Source organism: Pantoea dispersa, assembly GCF_019890955.1.
Classification (GTDB): Bacteria; Pseudomonadota; Gammaproteobacteria; order Enterobacterales; family Enterobacteriaceae; genus Pantoea; species Pantoea dispersa.
Map to the genome: position 1 here is coordinate 2,298,290 of NZ_CP082346.1, position 20,173 is coordinate 2,318,462.

General features: G+C 57.5%; 18 protein-coding genes. 2 read left to right on the forward strand and 16 right to left on the reverse strand.

Going from position 1 to position 20,173, the window contains the following annotated elements:
- Positions 1–182: 182 nt before the first annotated feature.
- The 15 genes from cheZ to otsB all read right to left on the reverse strand — a co-directional run bounded on the left by cheZ (position 183) and on the right by otsB (position 17,550).
- Entirely contained in the window at positions 183–824 is a 642-nt protein-coding gene (cheZ, locus tag K7H94_RS10630; protein ID WP_058757663.1) for a protein phosphatase CheZ, read from the reverse strand.
- A 9-nt stretch (positions 825–833) separates the two neighbouring features.
- Positions 834–1,223 carry a chemotaxis response regulator CheY gene (gene cheY / locus K7H94_RS10635; protein ID WP_021506272.1) on the reverse strand — a complete coding sequence of 130 codons (390 nt, stop codon included), beginning with the start codon at positions 1,221–1,223 and terminating at the stop codon, positions 834–836.
- A 39-nt stretch (positions 1,224–1,262) separates the two neighbouring features.
- Positions 1,263–2,312: a protein-glutamate methylesterase/protein-glutamine glutaminase gene (locus K7H94_RS10640; RefSeq protein ID WP_021506273.1), complete on the reverse strand. Its 1,050-nt coding sequence runs from the start codon at positions 2,310–2,312 to the stop codon at positions 1,263–1,265.
- Positions 2,309–3,184: a protein-glutamate O-methyltransferase CheR gene (gene cheR / locus K7H94_RS10645; RefSeq protein ID WP_031279190.1), complete on the reverse strand. Its 876-nt coding sequence runs from the start codon at positions 3,182–3,184 to the stop codon at positions 2,309–2,311. The genes K7H94_RS10640 and cheR overlap by 4 nt, the downstream gene beginning before the upstream one ends.
- Before the next feature lie 104 nt (positions 3,185–3,288).
- The gene (locus K7H94_RS10650; RefSeq protein WP_059011761.1) at positions 3,289–4,968 is read right to left on the reverse strand and encodes a methyl-accepting chemotaxis protein; all 1,680 of its coding nucleotides are present in this window, start codon (positions 4,966–4,968) and stop codon (positions 3,289–3,291) included.
- A 152-nt stretch (positions 4,969–5,120) separates the two neighbouring features.
- Positions 5,121–6,782 (reverse strand): methyl-accepting chemotaxis protein, encoded by a 1,662-nt coding sequence (locus tag K7H94_RS10655; RefSeq protein WP_222951015.1) that lies wholly within the window; start codon positions 6,780–6,782, stop codon positions 5,121–5,123.
- A 172-nt stretch (positions 6,783–6,954) separates the two neighbouring features.
- Positions 6,955–8,628, reverse strand: coding sequence for a methyl-accepting chemotaxis protein (locus tag K7H94_RS10660; RefSeq protein WP_222951016.1), 1,674 nt, complete (start codon positions 8,626–8,628; stop codon positions 6,955–6,957).
- A 173-nt stretch (positions 8,629–8,801) separates the two neighbouring features.
- Positions 8,802–9,299 (reverse strand): chemotaxis protein CheW, encoded by a 498-nt coding sequence (cheW, locus tag K7H94_RS10665; RefSeq protein ID WP_021506278.1) that lies wholly within the window; start codon positions 9,297–9,299, stop codon positions 8,802–8,804.
- Between the two features lie 22 nt (positions 9,300–9,321).
- Positions 9,322–11,313 carry a chemotaxis protein CheA gene (gene cheA, locus K7H94_RS10670; protein ID WP_190286075.1) on the reverse strand — a complete coding sequence of 664 codons (1,992 nt, stop codon included), beginning with the start codon at positions 11,311–11,313 and terminating at the stop codon, positions 9,322–9,324.
- Between the two features lie 10 nt (positions 11,314–11,323).
- Positions 11,324–12,355: a flagellar motor protein MotB gene (gene motB, locus K7H94_RS10675; protein ID WP_021506280.1), complete on the reverse strand. Its 1,032-nt coding sequence runs from the start codon at positions 12,353–12,355 to the stop codon at positions 11,324–11,326.
- A complete protein-coding gene (gene motA / locus K7H94_RS10680; RefSeq protein WP_021506281.1) occupies positions 12,352–13,239 on the reverse strand; it encodes a flagellar motor stator protein MotA in 888 nt (295 codons plus the stop codon). Before motA ends, motB begins: the two co-directional genes overlap by 4 nt.
- A gap of 133 nt (positions 13,240–13,372) precedes the next feature.
- Positions 13,373–13,951, reverse strand: a complete 579-nt coding sequence (flhC, locus tag K7H94_RS10685) for a flagellar transcriptional regulator FlhC (RefSeq protein ID WP_021506282.1) — start codon at positions 13,949–13,951, stop codon at positions 13,373–13,375.
- A complete protein-coding gene (gene flhD, locus K7H94_RS10690) occupies positions 13,951–14,301 on the reverse strand; it encodes a flagellar transcriptional regulator FlhD (RefSeq protein ID WP_021506283.1) in 351 nt (116 codons plus the stop codon). The genes flhC and flhD overlap by 1 nt, the downstream gene beginning before the upstream one ends.
- 1,027 nt (positions 14,302–15,328) lie before the next feature.
- A complete protein-coding gene (gene otsA, locus K7H94_RS10695) occupies positions 15,329–16,765 on the reverse strand; it encodes an alpha,alpha-trehalose-phosphate synthase (protein ID WP_058757657.1) in 1,437 nt (478 codons plus the stop codon).
- Positions 16,762–17,550, reverse strand: a complete 789-nt coding sequence (otsB, locus tag K7H94_RS10700; RefSeq protein WP_222951017.1) for a trehalose-phosphatase — start codon at positions 17,548–17,550, stop codon at positions 16,762–16,764. Before otsB ends, otsA begins: the two co-directional genes overlap by 4 nt.
- A gap of 358 nt (positions 17,551–17,908) precedes the next feature.
- On the opposite strand from otsB, the gene umuD reads away from it, so the two are divergent.
- The gene (gene umuD / locus K7H94_RS10705; RefSeq protein ID WP_058757656.1) at positions 17,909–18,340 is read left to right on the forward strand and encodes a translesion error-prone DNA polymerase V autoproteolytic subunit; all 432 of its coding nucleotides are present in this window, start codon (positions 17,909–17,911) and stop codon (positions 18,338–18,340) included.
- Here umuD and K7H94_RS10710 read toward each other — a convergent pair.
- Positions 18,337–19,242: a LysR family transcriptional regulator gene (locus K7H94_RS10710; RefSeq protein ID WP_058769675.1), complete on the reverse strand. Its 906-nt coding sequence runs from the start codon at positions 19,240–19,242 to the stop codon at positions 18,337–18,339. The two genes, umuD and K7H94_RS10710, sit on opposite strands and share 4 nt — an antisense overlap.
- A gap of 135 nt (positions 19,243–19,377) precedes the next feature.
- Between K7H94_RS10710 and K7H94_RS10715 the strand changes: the two genes are divergently transcribed.
- A complete protein-coding gene (locus K7H94_RS10715; protein ID WP_150058263.1) occupies positions 19,378–20,151 on the forward strand; it encodes a DeoR/GlpR family DNA-binding transcription regulator in 774 nt (257 codons plus the stop codon).
- Positions 20,152–20,173: the final 22 nt, after the last annotated feature.

Consider the following 20,173-nt stretch of genomic DNA (forward strand, 5'->3'; position numbering starts at 1 on the left):
AGCTCACAAAACTGTACGAGGTTACCTTAACATATCCTCGCGCCAACGTAGGACTTGTCTTGCTATGTTTCAGATTTTACGCCGCCAGCGGGCGTAGCAGGAAATCAGGCGGGAAATGTGCCATGCAATACCCTCTCCCGCGCGGGAGAGGGTCGGAATCAGGAGGCACGAGCCCTCCGCGTTTAAAAACCTAAACTGTCCAGCAGGTCGTCAACCTGGTCCTGGCTGGAGACGACGCCCGGCGCATTCGCGTGAATCTGCGGACCGTTCAGCAGGCTGTTGCCCTCTTTACGTGCCGCCGCATTGGCTTCCGGCATGTTCTCCAGCAGTACCATCAGCAGCTGACGTTCAATCTCCTGGATCACATCCATCATGCGCTTGATTACCTGACCGGTCAGGTCCTGGAAATCCTGCGCCATCATGATTTCCAGCAGCTGCTTGTTGGTGTACGCCGTGTGAGACGGAACGTCGTCAAGGAACTGGCGCGTATCCGAAACCAACTCGCGTGCATCCGCCAGCTCGATCGGGTTTTCAAACCAGGCATCCCAGCGGCCTTTCAGCTGGGTGGCGCCGGCTTCCATCTGGTCCTGGTGTGGCTGCGCCGCTTCCACACAGTTCAGCGCACGTTCCGCTGCCTGTGCGGTCATCTGCACCACATAATCCAGACGGTCACGCGCGTCCGGAATCGCTTCTGCCGCTTCGGCAATGGCCTGATCCAGCCCCAGTTCGCGCAGGCTGTCACGCAGCATACGTGTCAGAGAGCCAATCCGGGCAATAATCTCGTGTGCCGAAGCTTCTTCAGTTGGTTTCGGAAGGTCGCTCATCACATCTCCTTACATACCCAGTTTTTCGAAGATTTTGCCCAACTTCTCTTCCAGCGTGGCGGCGGTGAAAGGCTTCACCACGTAACCGCTGGCACCGGCCTGCGCGGCGGCGATGATGTTCTCTTTCTTGGCTTCGGCAGTGACCATCAGCACCGGCAGTTTGCCCAGCGTGGCGTCGGCGCGAATGGTCTGCAGCAGTTCCAGACCGTCCATGTTCGGCATGTTCCAGTCAGAGATAACGAAATCGAAGCCGCCTGCACGCAGTTTGGTCAGGGCGTCGACGCCATCCTCGGCCTCTTCCACGTTATTGAATCCCAGCTCTTTAAGCAGGTTACGGACGATACGACGCATCGTGTTGAAGTCGTCCACTACCAAAAAGCGCATGTTTTTATCAGCCATATCTACTCCTGTGTTGTCTTGTCCGGCAGGACCGGCTCGTTAAATTCGCAATGCCTGTCCGGCGCTAATTTTGGCCAGCATATGCTGGCTGATGTGGCCCAGATCGACCACTTCACTGGTGCCGCCCATCGCTATCGCTTCGCGCGGCATACCAAATACCACACAGCTGGCTTCATCCTGGGCGATGGTCCACGCGCCGGCGCGGTGCATTTCCAGCATCCCGGCCGCACCGTCGTTGCCCATGCCGGTCAGAATGACCCCCACTGCATTTCGCCCGGCGTTGACCGCAACCGAGCGGAACAGGACGTCCACCGACGGTTTATGGCGGTTCACCGGCGGTCCGTCGTTCAGTTTCACCACGTAGTTGGCACCGCTGCGCGCCAGCTCCATGTGCATCGCGCCCGGCGCGATATAGGCGTGACCGGGCAAAATACGCTCGCCGTCTTCCGCCTCTTTCACGGTGATCTGGCACAGCTTGTTCAGCCGCTCGGCAAACGAGCGGGTAAAACCGGGCGGCATGTGCTGCGTAATCAGCAGCGCCGGACTGGTGGCCGGCAGCGGCTGCAGCACATGGCGAATCGCCTCGGTACCGCCGGTTGAAGAGCCGATAGCAATCAGCTTTTCACTGCTCAGTAGCGGCCCCGCTTTCAGCATCACCGGCTGCGGCGTGGCGGCACGCGCATGCAGTTTGGCGCGCGCGGCGGCGCGAATCTTGTCGGCGATCATCTGGCTGTAGGCCAGCATGCCTTCACGGATGCCGAGCTGCGGCTTGGTGACGAAATCCACTGCGCCTAACTCCAGCGCACGCAGCGTCACTTCCGATCCTTTACCGGTCAGCGACGAAACCATCACCACCGGCATCGGCCGCAGGCGCATCAGTTTTTCGAGGAAGTCGAGGCCATCCATACGCGGCATTTCGACATCCAGCGTCAGCACCTGCGGGTTGTACTGTTTGATCAAATCCCGCGCTACCAGCGGGTCCGGCGCCGTCGCGACCATCTCCATATCGGGATGGCTGTTGATGATCTCCGTCATCAACTGGCGCATCAGCGCGGAATCATCCACGCACATCACGGTGATTTTGCTCATCGTCTTTCCTTGGTCAGTCCATAGACAGTCTGTCCACGCAGCCAGAACTCTTTACTGATCTGACTGAAGTTTTCCGAATGCCCGGCAAACAGCAGACCGCCCGGCTTCAGCAGGGGAACAAAACGGCGCAGGATTTGTTCCTGCGTCTCTTTATCGAAATAGATCATCACGTTACGACAGAAAATCGCGTCGAACGGCCCCGGCAACGCCCAGTCGTGCGCCAGTAAATTGAGCTGCGCATAGTTCACCATGTTGGCCAGCTCGCTGCGCACGCGCACCATGCCGGCGTGCGGACCGGTGCCGCGCAGGAAGAAGCGCTGCAGCTGCGACTGCGATAAGGTGCGCAGCTCCTCCTGGCGATAAACGCCCGCTACCGCTTTCTCCAGCACCTGCGTATCAATATCACTGGCGTGGACGGAAAATTTCCCTGGTCCGGTGCCCAGCGTTTCTGCCAGCGTCATGGCAATCGAGTACGGCTCTTCACCGGTTGAAGCGGCGGTGCTCCACACGCTGTAGTTGCCGCTGCGTTTGCGCGCATGCTCTGCCAGAATCGGGAAGTGGTGCGCCTCACGGAAAAATGAGGTCAGGTTGGTGGTCAGTGCGTTAATAAACGCCTGCCACTCGGCACTGTTCGGGTCCTGCTCCAGCAGCGCCAGATAGCGACCAAAATCATCAATATTCAGCATGCGCAGCCGACGTACCAGACGGTTGTAAACCATCTCGCGTTTGTGGTCGGCCAGCACGATGCCCGCACGCTGATAGATCAGCTGGCTGATACGACGAAAATGTGTATCGGAAAGCGGCAGGCGCTGCACCATTTGTGAGAGCAGCGTCGTGGCTTCATTTTGATCCAATAACGTCGATTTCTTCATTTCGGGTCACCCGGCAACAAACTGATTAAATTGTGATACTGCGGTTGCTACTGTGCTGCCAGTGCACACCATTCACACGGGCCGCCCTGCGGCGGCCACAAGGGTTAAAAGGTTTCCCAGTTATCGTCAGCGCCACGAGCTCCTGCCGCTGGCGCCAGCGCCTGCGGTGCAGACGGACGCGCAATTTTTGGCGCTGTAGTTACGTTAACGGCCTGGGCGACAAATTCTTTACCAATATTGAACACCGCCACCGACTGTTTCAGTCGGCTGGCCTGATCTTCCAGCGCCGCCGCCGCCGTCGCGGACTCTTCCACCAGCGCGGCGTTCTGCTGGGTGACGCGGTCCATCTCGTTAACCGCCAGGCCAACCTGGTCGATACCGCGGCTCTGCTCATCGGAAGCCGAGGCGATTTCGCCCATGATGTCGGTCACGCGGGTCACCGCGTTGACGATCTCGCTCATGGTTTCGCCCGCGCTCTCTACCAGCACCGAGCCGGTATTGACGCGGCTGACCGAATCTTCAATCAGGCCTTTGATCTCCTTCGCCGCCTGCGCGCTGCGCTGGGCCAGACTGCGCACCTCGCCCGCGACCACGGCGAAACCACGCCCCTGCTCACCGGCGCGTGCCGCTTCCACCGCAGCGTTCAGCGCGAGGATATTGGTCTGGAAGGCGATACCGTCAATCACGCTGGTGATATCGGCAATCTTCTTCGAACTGCCGGCGATGTCCTTCATGGTGCTGACCACGCCATCGACCACTTTGCCGCCCTGCTGCGCCGTTTCGGACGCGTTCAGCGCCAGCTGCGACGCCTGACGGGCGTTTTCCGCGTTCTGCTTCACGGTAGCGGTCAACTGCTCCATGCTGGCCGCGGTCTGCTCCAGCGATGCGGCCTGCTGTTCGGTACGCGAAGAGAGATCGTTGTTGCCCATGGCGATTTCGCTGGCGCCGGTGTAGATGGCGTCGGAACCGTCGCGCACGATGCGTACAGTGCGCGTCAGCTCCTGCTGCATGTGCTGCAGCGAACTGAGCAGGTCGCCCATTTCGTTGCGCACGCTGAGATCGACCGGCTGCGTCAGATCGCCGCGCGCAATATGGCGGATGTGCTCAATGCTCTGCTGCAGCGGACGGATCAGCGCCGTACGCATGCCGCTCCACACCAGCGCAATCACCAGCAACGTCACCAGCAGCGTACCGACCACCAGCATAATCGCGTGTTGGTAAGCGCTCTCGTTGGCGTCAATACCCTGTTTTGCCAGCACAATGTTGTAGGCGAGCCAGGCGTTGTAATCCTTTTCAAATTTGTCCTGAAAACCCTGCGTTGGCTGATCGACAAAGCCTTTAAAGTTACCGGCACTGAGAAAATCAATCAGCTCGGCCAGCGCCCCGCGAAACGCGTTGTAGTTGGCCTGCAGCGTCAGCACGTTCTCCGCGCTTTTGCCCTTTTCCGACAGGTTAGCGTTGAACTCGGCAAAGCTCTGATCGGCGGTTTTCAGCTCCGTATTGGCCAGCGCCACCAGATCTTTTACCGTGGCACCGGAGCCGGCCTGCTGACTGTCCAGCAGATAGCGGATACCGGCACGGTTCAGCGTGTTACGCGCCTGTACCAGCGAAACCCATGAGGTGCCCATCGCCCGCTGCAGGGTGCTAAGACGTTGGTTGTACGCAAAATTATCTTTATCGGCTTTCACCGTTGAAAAAAACATTCCTCCGGAAAACAGCTGCAGTAAGGCAAATAACGCCAGCACGCACAGCAGGCCGGATACCACTCGAACACGACTAAACATAAACACCTCATTAATTGGCGGATCGCTGGTGTTATCGGCGCGCAGGCGCGGATCTTTATGTGAGGTGAAAGGGGTAAGACCAGCAGCAAACCGGAGAAGGGCCAGCCACGCGACCCTCTCCCGCGGCGGGAGAGGGTCGATTCAGGCAATGATTAAAACGTTTCCCAGTTTCCGTCGCTCACCGGGGCCGCAGCGGCTTTGCGCGCCGCCGGCGGTGTCGTGGTCAGCGGGGGACGCACAGGAGCCGCTGCCGACGCGCGCGGAATGCGGAACACCGACACCGACTGGCTCAGGCGGCTGGCCTGCTCCTCCAGCGAGGCCGCGGCGGCGGCCGACTCTTCTACCAGCGAGGCGTTCTGCTGCGTGACGCGGTCCATCTCGGTCACCGCCTGGCCCACCTGGTCGATGCCACGGCTCTGCTCATCCGAGGCCGAAGCGATTTCGCCCATGATGTCAGTCACGCGCGTCACCGCACCGACGATATCCTGCATGGTGTCACCTGCGGTGCCGACCAGCTGCGAACCGGCGTTAACCCGGCTGACCGAATCGTCAATCAGTCCTTTGATCTCCTTCGCCGCCTGCGCGCTGCGCTGCGCCAGGTTACGCACCTCGCCCGCTACCACGGCAAAACCACGGCCCTGCTCACCGGCGCGCGCGGCTTCGACCGCCGCATTAAGCGCGAGGATATTGGTCTGGAAGGCAATGCCGTCGATCACGCTGGTGATATCCGCGATCTTCTTCGAACTGCCGGCGATGTCATGCATGGTGCGCACCACGCCCTCAACCACGTCACCACCTTTGCGTGCGGTCTCCGACGCGCTGAGCGCCAGCTGCGAAGCCTGCCGGGCGTTCTCAGCGTTCTGCTTCACCGTGGCGGTGAGCTGTTCCATGCTGGCCGCGGTCTGCTCCAGCGACGCCGCCTGCTGCTCGGTACGCGCCGAGAGATCGTTGTTACCGGCGGAAATTTCGCTGGCGCCGGTAAAGATGGCGTCCGAACCGTCGCGTACGTTGCCGACGGTGTGCACCAGCGACTGCTGCATCTCATGCAGACTGCTGGCCAGCTGGCTCATTTCGTTACGCCCTTCAACGGTGATGGTCTGCGTCAGGTCGCCTGCGGCGATATGGCGAATGTGACCGAGCAACTGATGCAGCGGCTGAATCAGCACCGTGCGCAGGCCAAACCAGCAGGCGACGATTACCGCGATCACCATCACGGCGACAATCGCCAGTAGCCACATCATGGTGTGGAAGGCACGCTGGTTCTGCGCCACGCCCTCAGCGGCTAAAGCACTCTGTGCGCTGCGCCACTCTTCATAGGTGGCTTTCATTTTGACCTGTTTGGCTTCAATGTTCTGATCAAACATGCCCTGCAGATCGTTGGCTTTCAGCCGGGCCAGCATCGCCTTCAGGCCGTTATTGAACGCGGCATAATCCGCTTCCAGCCGATCGCGCAGCGCATCCGGCAGTCCTGGCGTCGCGGGCAAATCGTAATAACGCTGATAGTGACCGGCCGCGGTGTCGAGCTGTTTCTCCGTCTGCGCGATCAGTGCGTTAAGCTGGCCGCCGTTGGTCTGTGACGCCATGCTGCCCTGCATGCGCAGCATGGCGCGGTTGAGCACGGTACGGGTTTGATTGAGTTCAATCCAGGCATCGGACATGGCAGCGACGTTATTACTTGACGTTTGTGCCACAGCAAACGCCTCTTTATCTTTTTGTAATGCCGACCAGAACAGCCCGCCGGACAGTAATTGCATAGCACCGAACACCAGCAGGACTGCGATCAGGCTGGTGACGACGTTGATTCGTTTTAACATGGTGTCTCCAAAAAGGGGGTTACGCCCTCTTTATCGACCGCTGCGCTGAATATTTGAGAGGGTTTACCGGACTTTACGAGGGATAATGCTGAATTAAAGCTTTTTTACAGCGTTTTATAAGTAAAGAAAGCAGCTGATGCGGGAGCGGCGCGTTGTCCGCTCCCGTTTCAGCTTAGAACGTTTCCCAGTTGGCGTCGCTGACCGGCGCGGTCAGCGCTTTGCGTGGCACGCTGGCCTGCGGCGGGGCGATTTGCGGATGGCGCACACCCGTGCTGCTGACAGGCTGAGCGCCACGTGGAATGCGGAACACCGCCACCGACTGGCTGAGACGGCTGGCCTGCTCCTCCAGCGAGGCCGCCGCCGCCGCCGACTCTTCCACCAGCGAGGCGTTTTGCTGCGTGACGCGGTCCATCTCGGTCACCGCCTGGCCGACCTGATCGATACCGCGACTCTGCTCGTCCGACGCCGAGGCGATCTCGCCCATGATGTCGGTAACGCGCGTCACCGCGTTGACGATTTCGCCCATGGTATTGCCCGCCGTGCCGACCAGCTGTGAGCCGCTGTCAACGCGACGCACCGAGTCTTCAATCAGCCCTTTAATCTCCTTCGCCGCCTGCGCGCTGCGCTGGGCAAGGTTGCGCACTTCACCGGCCACCACCGCGAAGCCGCGGCCCTGTTCCCCGGCGCGCGCCGCTTCGACAGCGGCGTTGAGCGCGAGGATGTTGGTCTGGAAAGCGATACCGTCAATCACGCTGGTAATGTCGGCAATCTTCTTCGAACTGCCGGCGATATCGTGCATGGTACGCACCACGCCTTCGACCACTTCTCCGCCTTTCTGCGCGGTTTCCGATGCGCTGAGCGCCAGCTGCGAGGCCTGCCGCGCGTTCTCGGCGTTCTGCTTCACCGTGGCGGTGAGCTGCTCCATGCTGGCCGCAGTCTGCTCCAGCGACGCCGCCTGCTGTTCGGTACGCGCCGAGAGATCGTTATTGCCGGCTGAGATTTCGCTGGCGCCGGTAAAAATGGCGTCCGAGCCGTCGCGCACGTTGCTGACGGTGCGCACCAGCGCCTGCTGCATCTCCTGCAGCTTGCTCGCCAGCTGGCTCATTTCATTACGTCCTTCGACGGTGATGGTCTGGGTTAAATCGCCCTGCGCAATGTGTTCAATGTGCTGGATGCTGTCGTTGAGCGGCTTAATCAGCACCTTACGCAGGCCGAACCAGCACAGCACGATCACGCCCACCACCAGCGCCAGTACCAGCCCCAGCAGCCACATCATGTGCTCGTAAGCGGCGCTGTTCGCCGCCACGCCGGCCGCCGTCAGACGATCCTGATCGGCGCGCCATTGGGTGTAGTTTTCCAGAAAGGCACTTTGCGTCGGGGCCACCGGTACTTTGCCGGCTGCGGCGGTATCGTTGTGCTGCAGTACCTGCTGCATCTCAGCCAGCGCGCTGGCGTAAGCTTTATAGGTCTGCTCCAGCTGCTGATTGAGCTGCAGGTTCTGGCCCGGCGTGTCCGGCGTGTTTTTAAACAGGGTGAATTTGTCCTGCGCCGTCTGCTGGAACGTCCTGCTCTGCCCGAACAGCGTACTGATGTCAGCTTCGGCGCCGGTCAGTTTACTGGTGGCAATACGCAGCTGGATACGCGTCAGGATCACGCGGCTTTGGTTAAGGCTCATGTAAGCATCATTGATGGCGGCAATGTTTTTGCTCGCCAGCTGAGAGGTATTGAAACTTTTTTTGTCGTCACTCAGCGCTTTAAAAAACAGCGAGCCGGAAGCCAGCTGCAGTACGCCAAACACCAACAATACCAGCAACAGGCTGGTCACAACGCGGATTTTCGTAAACATAGTTTGCCCTGGGGAAATGAAGAAAAATCGTGCAATACAGTTATCGACCTGGCGGCGGGAATATTGAGCGAGGGCAGGAAATATTTGTGGGCTTTGCTATTGATTTATAACGGTTTAATAAAGGATGTAATAGTCACGGGCCGCATCAGCGACCCGTGACTCTCTGCGAACGATTATGCGCTACGCAGCGTATCTACCAGCGCCATCTCTTCACTGCTCAGCAGTTTTTCGATGTCGACCAGAATCAGCATACGCTCGCCCAGCGCACCGAGACCGGTGAGGTACTCGGTCGACATGGTGACGGCAAATTCCGGTGCCGGACGGATCTGATCCTGCGTCAGCGACAGCACGTCAGACACGCCATCCACCACGATGCCGACCACGCGATGCTCAAGATTCAGCACGATCACCACGGTGTTTTCGTTGTACTCCACGTCCGGCTGCGAGAACTTCACGCGCAGGTCGATAATCGGCACAATCACGCCACGCAGGTTAGTCACGCCCTTGATGAACTCCGGCGTGTTAGCGATACGCGTTACCTGATCGTAACCACGAATCTCCTGCACTTTAAGGATATCGATGCCGTACTCTTCGTCACCGAGGGTGAAAACCAGGAACTCCTGGCCGACGGTTTCGCCGGCGATTTTCGTCACGGTTGCCATGTCAGTCATTTTTTTACCCTTTCGTTATCTGTTACGCTGCGGCACCGGCCACACGCTTCTCACGGTTCAATGATTGCAGTGCCGATACGTCGACAATCAGCGCAACGCTGCCATCGCCGAGGATGGTGGCGGCGGAAATGCCCGGCACTTTGCGGTAGTTGCTTTCCAGGTTCTTCACCACCACCTGATGCTGACCAATCAGCTGATCGACCAGCAGCGCATAGCGACGTCCTGCGCTCTGCAGGATCACCACGATGCCCTGCGTGGCGTCGGTTTTGGCGTTCTGCACGTCAAACACGTTCCACAGCTCAACCAGCGGCAGGTACTCGCCGCGCACTTCCAGTACGCGCTCGCCACCGGCCAGCGGTTTCAGCTCTTCAGCCGTGGGCTGCAGTGACTCCATCACCGCGTTCAGCGGCAGGATGAACACTTCGTCTGCCACGCGCACCGACATCCCGTCGAGGATCGCCAGCGTCAGCGGCAGCAGAATGCGAATGGTGGTGCCTTTGCCCTGCTTCGAGGAGATTTCGACGTGACCGCCCATCTCCTGGATATTACGTTTCACCACGTCCATGCCGACGCCGCGGCCTGATACGTCGGTCACCTGCTCGGCGGTCGAGAAGCCTGGCGCGAAGATCAGCATGCCGACTTCTTCATCGCTCATGCTGTCGCTGACCGGCAGGCCGGACGAGAGCGCTTTCGCCAGGATACGTTCACGGTTGAGGCCGGCACCGTCATCGATCACTTCGATGCAGATGTTGCCGCCCTGGTGTTCCGCGGACAGCGTCAGATTGCCGACCGCCGTTTTGCTGGCGGCCAGCCGTTTTTCCGGGGTTTCGATGCCGTGGTCGAGGCTGTTACGCACCAGGTGCGTTAACGGATCGATGATGCGTTCAATCAGGCTCTTATCCAGTTCGGTTGAGCTGCCGAGCAGCGTCAGTTCAACCTCTTTGCCCAGCTTGCTGGCCAGATCGCGCACCAGACGCGGGAAGCGGCTGAACACGTACTCCATCGGCATCATACGAATCGACATCACCGATTCCTGCAGGTCGCGGGCGTTACGCTCCAGCTGACCCATGCTGTTGAGCAGGTCACCATGTGCCACCGGATCCAGCGCACCAGAGCGCTGCGCCAGCATTGACTGGGTAATCACCAGCTCGCCGACCAGGTTGATCAGCTGGTCAACTTTTTCCACCGCCACGCGAATACTGCTGGATTCGCTGCTTTTGGCGGGCGCGGCAGCACGCTTGCTCTCACGCTTCACCGCCGGAGTAATGTCGGTGACGGTCGCCGTTTGCTGCACCGGCGCTTCGGCTTCGGCCTCTGCGACGGGCGCGGCGGCAATGGCGGCGGGTGCGGCGTCCTGTGGGAACTGAATCTGCGCTTCATCAATCACGAAACACAGCACCGCCACGATATCGTCTTTGCCGACACCGTCGATGGTGGCTTCCAGCGAGCTGGCGCCTTTCACCACATCGGTCAGGGTGCCGAGGTTGCCCAGCTCTTCCAGCAGCAGATCCGGCTCTTTCTCTTTCAGATTGATCAGCTGCAGGCGCAGGCCGCTGCTGGCAGGTGCGGCAGGTGCTGCCACGTCGGCGAGCGCCACCACCGGTGCGGCGGCTTGCGGGGCTATTCCTTTGGCTTCCAGCGCCAGCTGGCGCAGGGCTTCACAGATGTAGTTAAAGCTTTCTGCGTTTGGCTCCTGCGCGGTTTTATAGGCATCGAGCTGTTCCTGCATAATATCTTTGGTTTCCAAAAACAGGTTGATGATGTCGGTGCTGAGCTGCATTTCGCCACGGCGCGCACCATCCAGAATGTTTTCCAGGATGTGGGTGGTTTCCTGTAAAACCGTAAAGCCAAACGTACCGGCTCCGCCCTTAATGGAGTGGGCGGCGCGGAAGATGGCATTCAACTGCTCGGAATCGGGCTCCTGGGGATCCAGTCCCAACAGGTGTTGCTCCATATCCGCTAACAGCTCATCGGCTTCATCAAAAAACGTCTGGTAAAAATCGCTGATGTCCATGCTCACGGGATCACCTCGGCTGTGAGGGTTGGTCTGGTGTCACCGCGCTGGCGGCGGGCGGTGCCGCTGCCGGCGGATTCGCCGCGGCTGCCGGTGTGGCCGGTGCTGCGGTAGAACCCGTGGGGGCAGTTGGCGCCGCCGGACCAGCCGGTGCGGTAATGCTAGGTAAAATCTGCGCCGGGTCACTCACCTGAACGGCATCGCTCTCGGCATTCTCTTTTTCAATCGCCGCTTCGGTGTCATGGTTCAACACCAGCAGGCTGATACGACGGTTCACCGCGTCGTTGGCGCCGCGGTTTTTCAGTTTCATGGTGTCGGCCATGCCGACCACGCGCAGCATTTTGCCGCCGTCCAGCCCGCCCGCCACCAGCTCACGGCGGGAGGCATTGGCACGATCCGCCGACAGTTCCCAGTTGCTGTAGCCGCGATCGCCGCTGGCGTACTGGAAGTCATCGGTATGGCCGGACAAACTGATTTTGTTAGGAATATCATTCAGCAGCGGCGCAATGGCGCGCAGGATATCGCGCATGTACGGCTCCACTTCCGCGCTGCCGGTTTTAAACATCGGGCGGTTCTGGCTATCGATAATCTGAATGCGCAGCCCCTCTTCCACCATGTTGATGATCAGATGCGGACGCAGCGCTTTCAGGCGCGGATCGGCCTCAATCAGCTGGTCGAGTTTTTCACGCAGCCGGTTCAGGCGAATGTCATCCAGCTGGCGCTTTTGCGCATCCATATCGACCTGTTTTTGCACTTCGCCTTTCTTCTGCGTCGGATCATCGCCGCCGCCGGGAATCGGACTTTCGCTGTCGCTGCTACGCTGACCGCCGGTCAGGGCGACCTTGAGCGGCGTTTTAAAATATTCGGCAATCTGCACCAGCTCCTGCGGATTGGCGATCGAGATCAGCCACATCACCATGAAGAACGCCATCATCGCCGTCATAAAGTCGGCATAGGCAATCTTCCATGAGCCATGGCTGCCTTCATGCTTTTTATGTTTGCGCCGTTTGACCAGCACAATCGGGCGATTACCGTGCTTCATGAAGGCGTATCCGAAGTCTGCTTAGCCGGGTTTTTCGCGTTACGCACGTGCTCTTCCAGCTCGGTAAAGGACGGACGCTCGGTGGAATACAGGGTTTTACGACCAAACTCGACGGCGATCTGCGGCGCATAACCGTTCAGGCTGGAGAGCAGCGTGACTTTGACGCACTGCATCATCTTGGTGGTTTCCGCGCACTTCTGGCGCAGCACGGATGCCAGCGGCGAAATGAAGCCGTAAGCCAGCAGAATACCGAGGAACGTTCCCACCATGGCGTGCGCAATCAGCGCGCCCAGTTCTGCCGCCGGGCGGTCCGCGGAGGCCAGCGCGTGCACCACGCCCATTACCGCGGCGACGATACCAAACGCCGGCAGGCCATCACCGACCGCCGCTAAGCTTTGTGCTGGTACTTCGCACTCGTGTTCATAGGTTTCGATCTCTTCATCCATCAGGGCTTCGATCTCGAAAGCATTCATATTTCCGCTCACCATCAGCCGTAAATAGTCGGTAATAAAATCCACTAAAGGTTTATCGGACAAAATACGCGGATAGTTAGCGAAAATTTCGCTCTGGCTGGGATCTTCAATATCGCGTTCCAGCGACAGCATGCCCTGCTGACGTGATTTCGCCATCAGGCGATACAGCAGCGCCATTAAATCCATGTATACGGCTTTGTTATATTTTGAGCCGCGCATTAACAAAGGCAGCGCTTTTAGCGTCTTTTTAATCGATTTGCCGTTGTTGCCCACCAGAAACGCACCAATGCCGGCGCCGCCAATAATCAGCAACTCCGACGGCTGGTAAAGCGCGCCCAGATGGCCGCCTACCATCATGTAACCGCCCAGCACGGAACCGAGGACTACGATATAACCCACAATAATCAGCACAAAAACATCCTTACGTCCGTAACGTGTTGGTGGAAGTTAAGCCAGAGAGCCGCAGGTGTTATTCACAGGGTGTGGGCAAAAAAAAAGCAGCGGTATTAACCGCTGCTGGATGCTTTCCACGATGCGAACAAACTTAAACGGCGCGTTTAACCTGTTCATCCAGCAGTTGTGGAAAGGTATCGGCAGAATCTGCAGAAAGTTTACGTCTTTTTACGGCACGTGATGGCGGCTGGCACAGGCTGCAAACAAAGCTGCCCGGCGGCTGATGCGCGTGGTTGATGAAGCTTCCGCCACAGCATTTACAGTCAGACAATTCCAGCATGCCACTTTCAACAAATCGCACCAGGGTCCAGGCGCGGGTCAGCGCCAACAGCGGGCCCTCGTCCGATTGCGGACACTGCTCAAGATACAGGCGATACGCTTTGATAACCGCCTCTACGCCACTGCTCAGCCGGGTTTTCAGCAGAAACTGCCAGGCGTTACAGAACATCGACGCATGAATATTTTGTTCCCAGGTCATGAACCAGTCGGTAGAGAATGGCAGCATGCCTTTCGGTGGTGGGGCACCACGCAGCTCTTTGTACAGTTTAATCAGGCGACCGCGGCTCAGCTGGGTTTCACTTTCCAGCATCTGCAGTCGTGCGCCCAGGGTAATCAGCTCCATTGCCAGCTGAATATCACGCGCTTCCTGAACAATACTTTTTTCGGTCATTACACCGCCCTCTTTTTAGCAGAGACATCATCTTTCGATGCGCTGCGCAATAAACGGCTGGATAATAAAATACCGGTGTGGATTTGCTGCAAATCATCCACACGTGATTCCTGCGTTAAACGGTTAATAAGATTGTGATCGGTAAAGCGGAACTGGCAAACCAGTTGATTGGTTTCCGCTAATTTTACCATCTCAGGTAAAGTCAATTGCTGCAATGCATCCGCCATTGGCTCATCGATACCTAAACGAAACATTGCTGAAGCTTTTTCCTGGTTTATCAAACGCTGTGCAAGCAATAAATATGACAGATTGATGTCATATATGTGTTTTAGTAATTCTGATGTACCCATTTTTTCCATCCTGATAGACGCGACATATATACGGCCACAGAATTAAGTGTTCTATGGTTCGGGTTGCTGGTTGGTAAATCTAAAGATGGCAAAAAATAATCAGGCATAAGCCAACGCGTACTGAACTGTTTCACTTCCCACCGGGATATTGATCAGTAGTAGTCAAAACTCCAGGCCAATCTTTTCTTGAGTTGTAACCATCTTCCGTGACGTCTGCTTACAGTTTTTTAAGACTAATCCGAAAACAAGGCAAATCTATATCGTCTGATTTCGACATACAACGTGATTGGTATGAAATTTTAGATAAAGTGTGATTTGCATCACACTTTTAAGGCAAATTTTTCAAGTGAAGCTTCAGTAATGCTTTTCTGTTGTTCTTTTTTTGAGCGATTTTGAAACGTTTCGCTAATATTTCACAGGAAAAGTCTGAATTTTGAAGTGTGTCGCAGATCGCCGCCATGGGACGATCTTTTATCTGCTACGTTGGCTTTAGGCAAAGACAAGACCCCGAAATAAACCAAAAATGCAGCATAAAACACCAAAAATCGCCGTAATTATTCGCTTTTAAATTAATCACTTACAGGGAATATTGCCGCGCAGGACTAATGGCGCTGTGCTAGCGAAGCGTGAAGAGTGGATGCAGCGCGCTTGTGGTGTGTAAAGAGTTTGTAGGGAGGGTTTAGCGAGTCACAAGGGATGTAACAGCACGTTACATTAGCGATATGAATGAATTGACTAACTAACACACTGATGTATTAGAACTATCGGCCTGGCCAGCCAAATCTTTAGGGTCGGAAGGAAAAATTCAGCGTTTCAGTGATTAACCGGCTTAATTTTAACCAATTCGTGCGTTTTTTGGTGCCGGGTCAGCGGGTTAGCGCTTAACAAAATGAAATCGATTTCATTCGGTGAGGATATCGCGTGAAAACGCTACGCAGCACGGTCCTGCCTGCGTCGTCTGACGGATACCTCTCCCGCGTACGGGAGAGGCACTGCCTGAGGGGAAAATCGCGCCTTGCGGGGCTAATTACGCCAGCTTTTGAAACGTCGCGACCTTGTTATCGCTACCGTGGCTGGCGCTGCGTGCCGGCAGCGTGTTCAGATCCTTCAGGAAGCTTTCGCGCCAGTGCGAAATATCCTGCTTACGCAGCACAGCCATCATGTCGTTATAGCGCGAGATACGCTCGGTGCGCGGCATGGTCAGCGCGCGGTCCAGCGCCGCCGCCACATCATCACGATCGTACGGGTTAACGATTAGCGCAGAAGTTAGCTCGTTAGCCGCTCCGGCAAAGCGCGACAGCACCAGCACGCCCGGGTCGTCCGGATCCTGCGCCGCGACATACTCTTTCGCCACCAGGTTCATGCCGTCACGCAGCGGCGTAACCAGCCCCACGTCGGTCAGGCGGAAAATCTTCATCAGCAGGCGGCGATCAAAATGCTGGTTGAGATAGAAGAGCGGCGTCCAGCCCAGCGTGCCGTATTTACCGTTAATGCGCCCCGCTTCCGTCTCCAGCTGGTGACGAATATCCTGATAGGCCTGCACGTCGCCGCGCGAGGTCGGCGCAATCTGTGAGTAACGGATTTTGCCGCGATGCTGCGGGAAGTTTTCCAGCAGCGCTTCATAGGCAAGGAAACGCTCCGGCAAGCCTTTAGAATAGTCGAGACGCTCACAGGCGATAATATTCTGCAAATCGCCCAGCTCACGCTTCATCGCGGCCATCTTCGGTGGCAGCGGCCCTTCCGCCATCTCTTTAATACTGTCCGGCTCGATACCGATTGGGTAAACCTCGGTCATAAAGGTGTTGCCAAAGGCGCGATGCTTCTTCTCGCCTTTATTCTGCAGCTGCGTCAGCTGGCTCAGGCTGTCGAGAAACGCCACGCGATCGGATTCTGTCTGGAAACCCAGCAGATCGTATTCACACAGCATTTCCAGCAGTTCCTGATGCGGCGGCAGCGCATTGAAAATTTCCGGAGTCGGGAACGGGATATGCAGAAAGAATCCGATTCGGTTATTGATGCCCTGTTTACGCAGTTCAGCGGCAAACGGCAGCAGGTGGTAATCGTGGATCCACAGGATATCGTCCGGCTTGATCAGCGGTTTCAGCCGCTGCGCCAGCAGGGTATTCACGCGGCAGTAGCCTTCCCAGGCTTCACGCTGATACTGCACCAGATCGAGGCGATAGTGGAACGCGGGCCAGATCACCGTATTCGAAAACTGGCAGTAGTACTGATCGTAATCGTTTTGATTGAGGGGGAATGAGGCATAGGTAATGCCGTCTTGTTCGATCTGGGTAAGTTCCTCATCTTCTTCACCGGAAAACTCACTGATCTCTCCGTTCCAGCCAAACCACAATCCTCCGGTGGTCTGCAGCGCATCCAGAATGCCGACGGCGAGACCGCCTGCGTTGGTTTTGCTTCCATCAGGAATAGCGATACGGTTAGATACGACGACTAAACGACTCATAACCTAAACTCCTTACCGACGTTGTCATGTTCTAGTTGTAATAATAGTTGTTCCAGCCAGTGCCAGACCGCTGCCACATCGGGCAGACGATAGCGCGCCTGGCTTGGACCTTCACCGACCTTGACCGAGATGCCGTGCATGGCATTGACTGCAAGAAAGCCTTTCTCATCGGTCAGATCGTCGCCCACAAATACCGGAATGCGACCGGTAAATGGCGCTTCCTGCATAAATTCGCGTACCGCAGCACCTTTATCGATGCCCTGCGGTTTCAGTTCCACCACACATTTACCTGGCTGCAGCGCCAGCGCCGGAAAGCGGGTTACCGCCTCTTCGGCCAGCTGCATGATGGCGTTTTTATACTCTGGCGCGTTGCGGTAGTGCAGCGCAAAGGCCATGCCTTTCACTTCCAGCAGCGTACCGGGCCACTGGTCAAGGGTCTGCTGCAGTTCAACCTGCAGCGTTTGCGCCACCTCATCGGGCAGCGACTGACGATGCAGATGTCCGCTGGCATCGCGGCGCTCAGCGCCGTGCACGCCCGCTGCCGGGGCTTCCAGCGGCGCGACCAGCTCATCCAGCTGGCTGATCGGACGGCCGGAAACCAGCGCCAGCGCGCCGTGACTTAAAGTAGAAATTTGTTGCAGATGCTGGCGCACCGATGCGGGGATGGAAACCGACTCGGGCTGCGACTGAAGCGCGGCCAGCGTGCCGTCAACATCAAAAAAGAAGGCGTAAAGTCCGCCACTTAGCGACGGCAGGGTGCTGTTCTCATTAACCGCAGGGGTCACGTCTCCTCCTGTATCTGAACGTAAACGGGCAGTCTGTTCGCAGGCAGGCAGGAAGTGAGGAGGTTTTTCCGTAAACACGGGAATCGAAAGGGTAACGCTCCAGAACTAAACGAAATTTTCATCAACACTGCAACCGCACTACGAACATCGGCAACATTAAGTGTAGACAACAATTGAAGTTTCGCCAGACGGGCGCACAGAGTGCTTAGCGAAGAGTGCACTTTTCAGCGGTTTGCGCGGCAAAAAACTGAATTCTGCTGTTTTTCATACGCTTCGCTTTTTTTACCGCGGGCAGACTTGATCATAGCAAAAATCGCCTGATACTGTATATAAAAACAGTATCTATGGAATGTTCGCTATGACGCGTTTCTTTTTGCCACAGCTTTCACCGCCTTCGCGCTCCCGCCCGCTATTCCTTGACGCGGTGCACGGCGGTTTCCCCTCGCCCGCTCAGGACTACATCGAGCGCCAGATTGATCTCAATGAGCTGCTGGTGACCCGCCCGAGCGCCACCTATTTTGTGCGCGTCGAAGGCGACTCGATGCGCGATGCCAATATCCGCGAAGGCGACCTGCTGGTGGTCGACAGCTCACTCAATGCCCGGCACGACGACATCGTGATCGCCGCCATTAACGGCGAGTTCACCGTCAAGCGGCTGCAGACGCATCCCTGCGTACAGCTGATGCCGATGAATCCGCGCTATCAGCCCATCCGGCTGCGTGAAGAGGAGGAGCTGGAAATTTTTGGCGTGGTGACGTTTATTATTTACGCCGCACGCATCCAGCGTTAGCGCATCGTTTCGGCGCGGATCATCTCAATCAGCCGGCGTAAACCCGGGTGCAGCTGGCGACGGTCGGGGTAATACATCACCAGCGGTTCGTCTTCGCTGCACCAGTCCGTCAGCACGCGCACCAGCTGCCCGCTCGCCAGCTGCGCCTGTACGTAGCGCTCCGGGCAGTAGCCGAGACCGTAACCACCGGCGACCGCATCAATAATCATGTCGCTCTCATTGAGCGTCAGCGTGCCCGGCACATCGACCTCATACGCCACCTTGCCCTGTGCCAGCGGCCACTTATACAGCGTGCCATTGCCAAGGCGCATGCGAATACAGCGATGGTTGCGCAGATCGTCCGGATGCTGCAGCGGCGGCGCGTCGCGCAGGTAATCGGGGGACGCCACCACAATCCAGCGCAGTTTGGGCGTCAGCGGCATGGCGATCATATCTTTCGGTACGCTGGCGCCGTAGCGGATCCCGGCGTCATAGCCGCTGCCGATGATATCCACCAGATTGTTATCCACCGTAATTTCCAGACTGAGCTCCGGATAGGTCGCCATAAAGCGCGCCAGGATCGGCCGAAACAGCAGCTGCCCGGCATCACGCGGGATGTTCAGCCGCAGACGGCCGCTGGGTGATTCGCGGTACAGGTGCAGATCGTTCAGCGCCAGCTCAATCTGCGCAAAGCCGGTTTCCAGATGGCGCAAAAAAGCGGCACCGGCGTCCGTCGGCACCACCGCCCGGCTGGTGCGATTGAGCAGGCGCACGCCAAGACGCGCTTCAAGACTGCGCAACGTGTGGCTGATGGCCGACGTGGTGACCCCCAGTTCCAGCGCGGCGAGGCGGAAGCTCTTGCGCCGGCAAATCAGCAGAAAAACATTCAGATCGGCCAGTTCATTACGTTGCAGGGCGGGCATTTTCGTGTCTCCTGACTCATTGCCTCGTTGAATCTGATTCAACTTCAGATGAGCTATCATAGCGAAGCTGCCGTACCGGACGCTATGCGCGCGTGGCATGGCAGGCAAAACGTCACTTTTAACCCTGAGCTCATCATGCTGCCCGAAGACCGAAAAGACGCTATTTATCGCTACCTGTTTGCGAAACGATCGGCCACCATTCACGAACTGGCCACGCTGATGGCGGTGTCGGCGATGACCATCCGCCGCGATATTAAATTCCTGCAGGATGCCGGCCTGGTGGTCGGCATACACGGCGGCGCCAGGTTGCCTGCCGTGGTCCATCAGGCATTGCCGTATGTGGATAAGGCACAGCTGAACGTGCACGCCAAACAAAGCCTTGGCCGTTATGCCGCATCGCTGGTACAGGATGGCCAGGTGGTCTACCTCGATGCCGGTACCACCAGCTATGAAATTGCGCGTGCGTTAGGCGATCAGGCAAGTCTCACCGTGCTGACTAACGACTTTACGATTGCCGCCTGGCTGATGCGTCACAGCCACATCACGCTATTTCATACGGGTGGCAAAGTCGATAAACGGCATATTGCCAGCGTGGGTGCCATGGCGGCGACCGCCCTTGCCGCGTTCAATATTGATCTGGCTTTCCTCAACGCCAGCGCGTGGGATGTCACGCACGGCCTCTCGACACCCGACGAAGACACCTTGCTGGTGAATCAGGCGGTGCTGGCCGCCTCAGCGCAGCGTTATCTGGTGGCTGACAGCAGCAAATATGGTCGTTACAGCGTGTATTCCGTGTGTAAGCTGCAGCAGCTGGACGGCGTGATCACCGATGACGATTGCCCCTGTGCTGCCGTTGAGGAGATGAAACAGCGTGGTATTCGTCTGCACCGGGTAAATCGCCGCGGCTGAGCGGCTCTCTGCGCATCCCGGT

Coding starts and splice junctions, on each gene's coding strand:
- umuD (WP_058757656.1), top strand. CDS start 17,909: ATGACGCGTTTCTTTTTGCCACAGCTTTCACCGCCTTCGCGCTCCCGC.
- K7H94_RS10660 (WP_222951016.1), bottom strand. CDS start 8,628: ATGTTTACGAAAATCCGCGTTGTGACCAGCCTGTTGCTGGTATTGTTG.
- cheR (WP_031279190.1), bottom strand. CDS start 3,184: ATGAAGAAATCGACGTTATTGGATCAAAATGAAGCCACGACGCTGCTC.
- K7H94_RS10655 (WP_222951015.1), bottom strand. CDS start 6,782: ATGTTAAAACGAATCAACGTCGTCACCAGCCTGATCGCAGTCCTGCTG.
- cheY (WP_021506272.1), bottom strand. CDS start 1,223: ATGGCTGATAAAAACATGCGCTTTTTGGTAGTGGACGACTTCAACACG.
- K7H94_RS10710 (WP_058769675.1), bottom strand. CDS start 19,242: ATGCCCGCCCTGCAACGTAATGAACTGGCCGATCTGAATGTTTTTCTG.
- K7H94_RS10640 (WP_021506273.1), bottom strand. CDS start 2,312: ATGAGCAAAATCACCGTGATGTGCGTGGATGATTCCGCGCTGATGCGC.
- motB (WP_021506280.1), bottom strand. CDS start 12,355: ATGAAGCACGGTAATCGCCCGATTGTGCTGGTCAAACGGCGCAAACAT.
- cheZ (WP_058757663.1), bottom strand. CDS start 824: ATGAGCGACCTTCCGAAACCAACTGAAGAAGCTTCGGCACACGAGATT.
- flhD (WP_021506283.1), bottom strand. CDS start 14,301: ATGGGTACATCAGAATTACTAAAACACATATATGACATCAATCTGTCA.
- K7H94_RS10715 (WP_150058263.1), top strand. CDS start 19,378: ATGCTGCCCGAAGACCGAAAAGACGCTATTTATCGCTACCTGTTTGCG.
- K7H94_RS10650 (WP_059011761.1), bottom strand. CDS start 4,968: ATGTTTAGTCGTGTTCGAGTGGTATCCGGCCTGCTGTGCGTGCTGGCG.
- flhC (WP_021506282.1), bottom strand. CDS start 13,951: ATGACCGAAAAAAGTATTGTTCAGGAAGCGCGTGATATTCAGCTGGCA.
- cheA (WP_190286075.1), bottom strand. CDS start 11,313: ATGGACATCAGCGATTTTTACCAGACGTTTTTTGATGAAGCCGATGAG.
- cheW (WP_021506278.1), bottom strand. CDS start 9,299: ATGACTGACATGGCAACCGTGACGAAAATCGCCGGCGAAACCGTCGGC.
- otsA (WP_058757657.1), bottom strand. CDS start 16,765: ATGAGTCGTTTAGTCGTCGTATCTAACCGTATCGCTATTCCTGATGGA.